This is a genomic window from Streptococcus mitis SK575, assembly GCF_000257865.1.
In the GTDB taxonomy this organism is placed as follows: Bacteria; Bacillota; Bacilli; order Lactobacillales; family Streptococcaceae; genus Streptococcus; species Streptococcus mitis_CQ.
The window spans coordinates 1-1,603 of the sequence record NZ_AICU01000006.1 but is presented as its reverse complement, the minus strand read 5'-3'; the positions used below and the strand labels follow the sequence as shown (position 1 = coordinate 1,603).

General features: G+C 37.3%; 1 protein-coding gene. It reads left to right on the top strand.

Annotation, left to right across the window (positions count from 1 at the left end; translation table 11 throughout):
- Positions 1–63 precede the first annotated feature (63 nt).
- Entirely contained in the window at positions 64–1,521 is a 1,458-nt protein-coding gene (locus tag HMPREF1048_RS03045) for an IS1182 family transposase (RefSeq protein WP_000886557.1), read from the top strand.
- Positions 1,522–1,603: the final 82 nt, after the last annotated feature.

Here is a 1,603-nt window from a genome sequence, read left to right as displayed (position 1 = left end):
GAGCCTACTGAAAAAGTCATTAAATTGATGGCTTTTTTGTTATACTAGAGATGAGGTGAGATGATGCTTGATAATCAGTTAACTATGGATGTCAGTCCTTATTCTAGTTTGTATGATATCGTGGTTCCTAAAACCCACTTTTTACGTCAGCTAACTGAACTCTGTGATTTTAGCTTTATTTATGATGAACTAGAAAAGAATTATCGTCCCGATTTTGGGCGTAAAGCTTATTCACCGATTATGATGTTCAAATATCTCTTGTTAAAAGATATTTATAAGTTATCAGATGTAGATGTGGTAGGACGTTCCTTGTCAGATATGGCCTTTAAATTTTTTCTTGGTCTAGCTCCTGAAGATTCTGTTATCGAGCCATCCTCTCTGACAAAATTTAGAAAGCTAAGAATTAAAGATAACAAACTGCTTGATGTATTGATTCAGAAGTCTGTTCAAATTGCACTCGAACATAACTTAATTAAGAGTAAAATCCTCATTGTGGATGCCACTCACACCAAATCTCATTATAATCATAAGAAACCCCAAGAAATCCTTAGAGAGCGTTCAAAAGCTTTACGTAAAACAATTTATCAACATTCAGAAGATATCAAAATAGAATTTCCAAAGAAACCTCAAGAAGATAACCTCGAAGCAGAGTTGACCTATACAGAGGAGTTAATGGCTGTGGTTGAAAAATACGAGGAACTCTTAGCCCTACCGGCTGTTTCTCAAAAGTTCAATTACCTAAAAGAGGCTGTCGAGGACGACTTAGAACATTTGGAAGCTTCTGTTAAGGAGGAGGCTAGGCTCGGACATAAGACAGCCGACACCTCTTTCTATGGATATAAAAGTCATATCGCTATGACGGATGAACGGATTATTACTGCTTGTGTGGTCACTTCTGGCGAACAAAGCGATGGGAAATATTTACCTGAATTATATGCCAAAACAAAGGAAAATAGTCTGGACATCGAAACTATTATTGGTGATGCGGCTTATTCAGGAAAGGACAACATTCAACTAGCTCGCAAAGAAAAGATTCATTTGGTTTCAAAACTGAACCCTTCAGTTTCAAAAGGTTACCGTAAAGAAGAGGATGCGTTTGAATTTAATAAAGATGCAGGGCTATTTGTCTGTCCAGAAGGACACATGGCTGTTCGCAAAGCAAGGACAGGGAAAAAATATCAAAATAAGAATCAAGTTGTCACTCATTACTTTGACATTGAGAAGTGCAAGAGTTGCCTTTCCAAGGAAGGATGTTATAAGGAGGGGGCAAAGTCTAAAACTTATTCAATAGCCATTAAGAGTGACGACCATCTTTTCCAGAAGAAATTTCAGGAAACACCTTATTTTAAAGAAATGGCCAGACATCGCTATAAAATCGAAGCAAAGAATGCCGAACTAAAACAGAGACATGGCTTTGATGTCGCGAGAGCATCGGGTCTTTTCAGCATGGAGTTACAGGCAGCAACAACCATTTTCGTGGTCAATATGAAACGAATTATGACCTTAATAAATACAAAATAACCGAGGAACTCGCTCAAATTAACGAGAGATTCCTCGGTTTTCATTTCATTAAAAGTAAGAGACCTATTTTTTCAGTGGACTC